General features: G+C 56.7%; 9 protein-coding genes. 5 read left to right on the top strand and 4 right to left on the bottom strand.

Features of this window, described 5'->3' with window-relative positions:
• On the bottom strand, window positions 1-1082 hold a 1082-nt coding region (locus tag CI603_RS06350), incomplete at its 3' end, for a DUF4062 domain-containing protein (protein WP_121913482.1).
• Window positions 1083-1153: 71 nt separating this feature from the next.
• Window positions 1154-1717, bottom strand: coding sequence for a hypothetical protein (locus CI603_RS06345; RefSeq protein WP_121913481.1), 564 nt, complete (start codon window positions 1715-1717; stop codon window positions 1154-1156).
• Window positions 1718-1878: 161 nt separating this feature from the next.
• Between CI603_RS06345 and CI603_RS06340 the strand changes: the two genes are divergently transcribed.
• Window positions 1879-2250, top strand: coding sequence for a hypothetical protein (locus CI603_RS06340; protein ID WP_121913480.1), 372 nt, complete (start codon window positions 1879-1881; stop codon window positions 2248-2250).
• A gap of 142 nt (window positions 2251-2392) precedes the next feature.
• Here the strand turns inward: CI603_RS06340 and CI603_RS06335 are convergent, their stop codons facing one another.
• On the bottom strand, window positions 2393-2689 hold the full coding sequence (locus CI603_RS06335) for a hypothetical protein (protein WP_121913479.1): 297 nt from the start codon (window positions 2687-2689) through the stop codon (window positions 2393-2395).
• A 231-nt stretch (window positions 2690-2920) separates the two neighbouring features.
• Between CI603_RS06335 and CI603_RS06330 the strand changes: the two genes are divergently transcribed.
• The 4 genes from CI603_RS06330 to CI603_RS06315 all read left to right on the top strand — a co-directional run bounded on the left by CI603_RS06330 (window position 2921) and on the right by CI603_RS06315 (window position 4016).
• Window positions 2921-3241, top strand: coding sequence for a hypothetical protein (locus tag CI603_RS06330; protein ID WP_121913478.1), 321 nt, complete (start codon window positions 2921-2923; stop codon window positions 3239-3241).
• 62 nt (window positions 3242-3303) lie between these two features.
• The gene (locus tag CI603_RS06325) at window positions 3304-3519 is read left to right on the top strand and encodes a hypothetical protein (RefSeq protein WP_110424717.1); all 216 of its coding nucleotides are present in this window, start codon (window positions 3304-3306) and stop codon (window positions 3517-3519) included.
• Window positions 3520-3563: 44 nt separating this feature from the next.
• On the top strand, window positions 3564-3788 hold the full coding sequence (locus tag CI603_RS06320) for a hypothetical protein (protein ID WP_121913477.1): 225 nt from the start codon (window positions 3564-3566) through the stop codon (window positions 3786-3788).
• Window positions 3789-3797: 9 nt separating this feature from the next.
• Window positions 3798-4016, top strand: a complete 219-nt coding sequence (locus CI603_RS06315) for a ribbon-helix-helix domain-containing protein (RefSeq protein WP_121913476.1) — start codon at window positions 3798-3800, stop codon at window positions 4014-4016.
• Between the two features lie 271 nt (window positions 4017-4287).
• Here CI603_RS06315 and CI603_RS08965 read toward each other — a convergent pair whose 3' ends face one another.
• Complete coding sequence (locus CI603_RS08965; RefSeq protein ID WP_147438290.1) at window positions 4288-4530, bottom strand: hypothetical protein; 243 nt, start codon at window positions 4528-4530, stop codon at window positions 4288-4290.
• Between the last annotated feature and the right edge of the window lie 461 nt (window positions 4531-4991).

Raw genomic sequence — 4991 nt, 5'->3', positions numbered from 1 at the left:
CTGACCCAGCCTCGCAGGGCGCTTTTGTGCATTTGGGCCAGAGACAGGTAAACGTTAGCGGCGATCTTCTCCGGGCTGTCTTTGGCGCCCCAGGGCATGAACGTGTGGTCGTCTTTCACCTTGTCTCTAAATTTTGTGAGCAGTTCGTGTTCCTTGTCGTCTTTCCAGCGTTTCTTCTCGGGCAGGTCCCCGGGGTTGCTGCACAAGAAGGCCAGCACCCTGATATCAGGGTCTGCCATGGCCATCTCATACTCTTTTTGCGTATAGCTTTTGTCCTCCTCGCCCGGTCGGGTCTTGGGTATGAGGCTGCCGTACCTGCCGCCCAGGATAAGCACGTAGATATCGGTGTCCTTGAACCTGTCCTTGATGTATTCGAGCTGTCTTCCGTCGGCGGCCGTGAAGTCTTCCATGCCGATCGGTATATAGCCCTCCGAGGAGTTCAGCTCTTGCAGCACGGCCGCACGGATGTCCTTCATGTCATCGTAGGTCGAGCCGACGAACACCGTGTAGAGTCTCTTCTTCTGCTCTTGCGGTTTTTCTTCCGCTATTTTAGGGGTCTTCAATGAGAAAAAGGGGCTTTTCCCTAACAGAAAGTCATTGACTTTCCGTTCTGGCTCCGACCAGGATGCTGGTTTGTTCTGTATGGTCTTCACGGCTTCTTCAAGCAGCTTAAACAAATCATGATGAGTGCAATCGAGCCTACATCCTGTTGTGCTCTTTATCGCTTCGTCGAAATCTTCCAGGACTGTTAGCGTTTGCTCCAGGTTTTCACGAATTTTTTCTAATTGCTTGCTGTTGTTTATAGCATCATAGAGTCGTTCGGCATCTCCAGCCAGACAATTCTGAGCATCGGCCAGGAACTGCGCCAATGGTTCAGGATAGCCCATATCGCTGTGATAGCCAGAAAAAAGCTCTTTTCTCCGAAGATTTATTTGTGTACCAAAAAGCGAGTCGTCTTTTACCGTTCCATATGATTGCTTTATTTCTTTTGAATCCATAGATTCTGGAAGGCGTGGCCGGAAATGTTTTGCAGCTGAGTTTATGTTCTTATTCATTGTCTTCTTTTTGGTGTCGACGTCCATACGAAAATCATAAGGCCAAGGGACAAAAGATTCCTGCCGCCAGGTGCTTCCCTTGACCAGGAGCTGCCGTCTCACCGAAAAGAGAAAAGGCTGGGGAAAAGGCTGATGATGATGAGTTCAAGGCCAACTGCATAAAGAAGGTACATGCATTTGACTGACTTTGAGTATGAATCATTCACCGTTTCCAACTTCACTATTCGAGCGTTCCATTCATCAATGAGACTGACCAGTTCTTCGCTGTCTACAGATTGCGCCTGTTCCTGGTCGGTGATGTCTGGAAATGATATGGTGTCCGCACGAGACCTTTCCACAGCAGAGCGGATTGCTTTTACGGCTAAAATCACAACAACAAACAATGCTACAGCAGCCGCGCAGAGAAGTCCCTTTTGCACAAGACCGGGGTTATTCTTCCCAGTGGTCTTCGGTAAGAGCGTAGTGAAGCCGGACAAGGTGCAGAGTCCCAGCAGGCGCTCGGCATGGTCCAGCAGTTTCTTATTCTTGGCTTTGAGGTCATTGCATGTGGCCCGCTTCAATTCAAGGGTCCGTAAATGCAGTTGTCTTCGACTACCATTTGCGCGGCCATGCCTCCCTGTTGGCCTCATCGCCTCTAGGACTTTCGCCAGTATATCCGTCATGGATACCTCCCTATCTCGATGACTTCATCTAATATCATTGGACAGCCCATGGCCAGAATTCATAGAATATCCACCACTTCTCCCGCTCAATTGAGACAGCGGCGAGCGGTTCATACTTGGCTGTCAGAGGCCCGGGGAGGAAAGGAAGGGTAGGTTCGATCATGACTATGACAAGCGGGTACATCGAGGGAGAAGTGGATCTTCTGCAGCAGGTCAACCAGGGCATCAGGACTTTCACCCTGGCCAACCCGTCGTCCCTTTGGTTTACATACCCCGCACGGGAAGAGATCGACTTTGGTTCCGGCCTCAAGCCGCTGGTATGCAGGGAGGAGGGCATCCTCCTCTACGACCATAAAGCCCGGCAGTACATGGGGTACTTCCCCGGCCATCTGGAAATCGGCAAGCTGACGCAGATGCGGCCGTGCACCAACGGCGAGGAATACGACACGACAGGGGAAGAGCATCCGGTCGGCGACCCCGTGCAGGAAGAGTACGGCACCTGCACCGTCGACGGCCCAGTCGAAGAGCATTGAGAAACGCCGTGCCGCCCGCATGCTTCGGGGGGAGCCGGGCGGCATGGCAAGGCCCAGCCTACAGCCTGGAGGCAAGGCGCCAGGGCCCGGCGTGAGAAATGTGTATAACCGGTTGCGGGCCTTGCCGGGAGCCTGCGTCCGGTCACCAGCGGCGGACCCTGGACTGGAGTCTGGCGTAGATGGCCCGCCGGCGGGCATACCACTCGTTGATCTGCTCGGCCTGCTCGCGGGTGACCCAGGCCAGGTGCCCCATGGACCGGCCTATGTCGATCAGGTGTTCCTGCCGGCCCCGTTCGATCAGGGCGTGCAGGTAGCGGCCCCTGGGGGAGTCCTCGTCGATCAGGGTCATCCGCTGGCCCGCCAGCAGCTGGCCGATGACGCTGTCGGCCACCTGCTCGGCCCTGGCCTTGTCCTCCGGAGACACTTCCTCGCTTGCCATGGCCCTTATCATAAAGACGCATGGGGCGGGACATATGCCCATGAAAAAAGGCCGGGCGTGCGCGAGGATGGGCTGCCGGAGCTCCGGGAGGGCATATCGGGGTTTTCAGTCAAAGGATCCGAAGCTGGAGCGGAACATCGAGAAGGATGCCCTCCATAGCAGGGCCGCGGCTGGAAGATCCAAGGAACACCCAGAGGAAAAGAGTGCGGCCTTTGACTGTAGGTCGTCAGTGTGGTGCTATATGGATGGAGGGCGGGGGAGAGGGGAGCTCAAAACGCTCAAGATGGCCAGAAGCGCCGGCGGGCATGGTGTAACGCCTGCCAGGAAATCGGCTATGCCGTCCTGCATCATGCAGGCAAAGAGGAGATTCAGGATCGGAATGGGCTGGATGCCGTGGTGCTCGTCGGGCCCAGGCATCCTGGGGCGCTTGAAGAGGGCTGCATCGAGGTCATAGTCAAGGAAGCCGAGCCCGGGGATTTCGTCGCCTTCCAGATCATGACCGTCACCGACGTGTGGCGGCGGCTGATCAGGTCGCACAAGCACGACCGATAGACGGCCAGACCACACCAACCAATAATTTAAAAAGCCATGTTATTGGGTACAGGAGAATAGCCATGAACGAATACGAGTACGAGCCTAAGACGGAACAAGAGCGCCGGCAGATGGAGGAGATGAACGCCAAGGCCGAACGCGGGGAGCGCCTGGACGTCATACCAGGCTCCGTACGACGCAAGGATCCGAACCGCGGAGTGGATGAGGACGAGTTCTTCCGCGACCTCCAGGAGGAATTCGACCAGATGCGCCTGCGCCGGGCCGAGGCCACCCGGTGAGGGCGGAGAGGGACAGGCGTGCAGGAAAGGGAAAGGAGCGCAAAATGGCCAAGCAAATCACATCCGAGAGCCAGGAGGACATCGATGCGATGATCCGCGCAGCCGACCGGGGGGAGCTGATCCACCACCCGGAGGCCGCCGTCCGGCGGGACCCCGGCGCCCCGCTGCTGACCGACGAGCAGGCCGCATCGCTCATGGCCCAGAGCATGGCCAGGCTGGACAAACTGGAGAAGCGGCGGGCCGAGGCACGGACCGCTCGACGCACCTGAAGGGTCAGGGTGCCCGAGGACCTGGACGACAAGGCCAGCCGGCTGACCAAGAAGGAGGGCATCCCCGATTCGGCCATCATCCGCAAGGCCGTCGCCCGGTACGTCCAGGCCACGGGCAAGAGCAGCCGACAGCCGCCGCACCAGGACGCGAGGGCGCCCCCGGAACCCATGAATGACGGTTCCGGGGGCGCCCTTCGTTCATGCGGTCATGCGGTCGGCTGCGCATAGGCGTCCCGCAGGGCATGTCCAGGACGGCCAGCCGGTCCTGGGCCATCCTCCTGGTGGACAGATTCTCCACCTCCATGCACGCGGTACAAGCCTGCCGGAGCCGGCAGGAAAGGACAGAGCCGGGCGTGCGCGCCGGAAGAACCGCCGCAGTCAGAAACGAGCATTTCACCGTTATCCCAGAAAGGGTCCGAAACCAGCTCACCACATCCATAAAACACCAGCAATCACAGCCCACCAAACGTAACCACCCAAGCATCAGACCCACCAGCAATCACGAAACCACCATCACCAACACATCCCAAGTGCACCAACCAGCGCAGACAGCAATCACGTCCAGACAAGCCACAATCAAACCAAATTCAAGAGATGGACCTCTTGCATTAAAATGCGGAAAATCAAGCGTTATCGTTGAAATAACGCCAAATTCTGCGCACGATACGCGAATCCGACAAAATTCGGCTGCAAGGACAAGCACAAAATCAAAAAACTGCGCAGGAACCAATGCACGAAACAAGCGAGATCAACAGCCTTTATGTGGGCCGCTGCCTGTAATGCAGCAAGCCATATCTGCCGACCAAGGGCAAGAGGAAGATCCAGCGATTCTGCTCACCACAGTGCTGAAACAACTGCTACTGCAACGAGGACAAGGACGCCCTGAACCGGTTCGCTGACAAGTCAAAGATGACCCGCCAGCACGGAAAACAGACAACGGATGCCGAACGGAAACCTTGAGTCCTGCCCCTTTGACAAGAACCGTCACCGCGTAGGTATACTGAATTTAGTAAGAGAAAATCCCCGCCTGCCGGAAACAGAACGGGGAACAAAACTAAGCAATAGAGAGTATACCTCCTTATGGAAGAATTCGCCAATCAGAATCCACAGCCCATAGGCGGGCCGCAATGGAAGCAGCTCAACAGGCAGCGCCGGGTCTACCTGATGCCCGACTTCTGCCGCATATCCCTGCCCATCCGCAAC

Origin of the sequence: Bifidobacterium sp. wkB338, assembly GCF_003688325.1 — a bacterium.
Classification (GTDB): Bacteria; Actinomycetota; Actinomycetes; order Actinomycetales; family Bifidobacteriaceae; genus Bombiscardovia; species Bombiscardovia polysaccharolytica.
This window is presented reverse-complemented; position numbering and strand designations above follow the sequence as displayed.

Excerpts from the sequence above, each read along its gene's own strand:
- CI603_RS06345 (WP_121913481.1), bottom strand. The coding sequence starts at position 1,717 with ATGACGGATATACTGGCGAAAGTCCTAGAGGCGATGAGGCCAACAGGG.
- CI603_RS06340 (WP_121913480.1), top strand. The coding sequence starts at position 1,879 with ATGACTATGACAAGCGGGTACATCGAGGGAGAAGTGGATCTTCTGCAG.
- CI603_RS06335 (WP_121913479.1), bottom strand. The coding sequence starts at position 2,689 with ATGGCAAGCGAGGAAGTGTCTCCGGAGGACAAGGCCAGGGCCGAGCAG.
- CI603_RS06325 (WP_110424717.1), top strand. The coding sequence starts at position 3,304 with ATGAACGAATACGAGTACGAGCCTAAGACGGAACAAGAGCGCCGGCAG.
- CI603_RS06320 (WP_121913477.1), top strand. The coding sequence starts at position 3,564 with ATGGCCAAGCAAATCACATCCGAGAGCCAGGAGGACATCGATGCGATG.